Genomic DNA, 800 nt, shown 5'->3' with positions numbered 1-800 from the left:
GTCAGGCAGAACGTCAAGAACGACGCCAGCACCAACAGGACGACGTAGTTGAGCAACCTGCGCGCGAGGAATCGGATCATGGCTGCCCGCCCCGCCGGTGTCGCATGGGCACAGGGTAGCGAGCAGACCCGAGCAAACTAAGATTGGCGACGTGAATTTCGCCGCGAAGCACGGCGGTCCCTAAGGAGATTGACGTGACGGTTACCGACGAGTATCTGGCCCACAACGTCGAATATGCGCGCTCGTTCACCGGGCCGCTACCCATGCCGCCGAGCAAACACGTGGCGATCGTCGCGTGTATGGACGCCCGGCTGGATGTCTACCGCATGCTCGGGATCAACCAGGGCGAAGCACACGTCATCCGCAACGCCGGCGGCGTGGTCACCGACGACGTGATCCGATCTCTGGCCATCAGCCAACGGCTGCTGGGGACCCGGGAGATCATCCTGATCCACCACACCGACTGCGGAATGCTCACCTTCACCGACGACGACTTCAAGCGCGCCATCGCCGAGGAGACCGGTCTCAAACCGCCGTGGGCTGCCGAGGCGTTCGCGGATCCGGCTGACGATGTCCGTCAGTCGTTGCGCCGCATCGAAGCCAACCCGTTCGTCACCAAGCACGAGTCGCTGCGCGGCTTCGTGTTCGACGTCGCCACGGGCCGGCTCAACGAAGTCAGCCGGTAACGGGTCAGGCGCCCGAGCCGTAAGGTCGGGTGATGATCTCCAGGAAGTGACCGCTGGGGTCGCGGAAGTACACGCCGCGCCCCCCGTGCTTATGGTTGATCTCGCCGGGCCGCT

At 64.4% G+C, this 800-nt stretch carries 1 protein-coding gene and 1 pseudogene; one reads left to right on the top strand and one right to left on the bottom strand.

The annotated features are described in order from the left end of the window. The first annotated feature begins 194 nt into the window (after positions 1–194). Entirely contained in the window at positions 195–686 is a 492-nt protein-coding gene (locus F6Q13_RS18315) for a carbonic anhydrase (RefSeq protein ID WP_293059568.1), read from the top strand. 4 nt (positions 687–690) lie between these two features. On the opposite strand, the pseudogene F6Q13_RS18310 reads toward F6Q13_RS18315, so the two are convergent. Next, a pseudogene (locus tag F6Q13_RS18310) lies at positions 691–800 on the bottom strand (VOC family protein); the annotation flags it as partial.

The organism is Mycobacterium sp. (assembly GCF_008709575.1).
Lineage (GTDB): Bacteria > Actinomycetota > Actinomycetes > Mycobacteriales > Mycobacteriaceae > Mycobacterium.
Note: the sequence above shows the minus strand (reverse complement) of the source record. Positions and strands in the feature narration are given on the sequence as shown.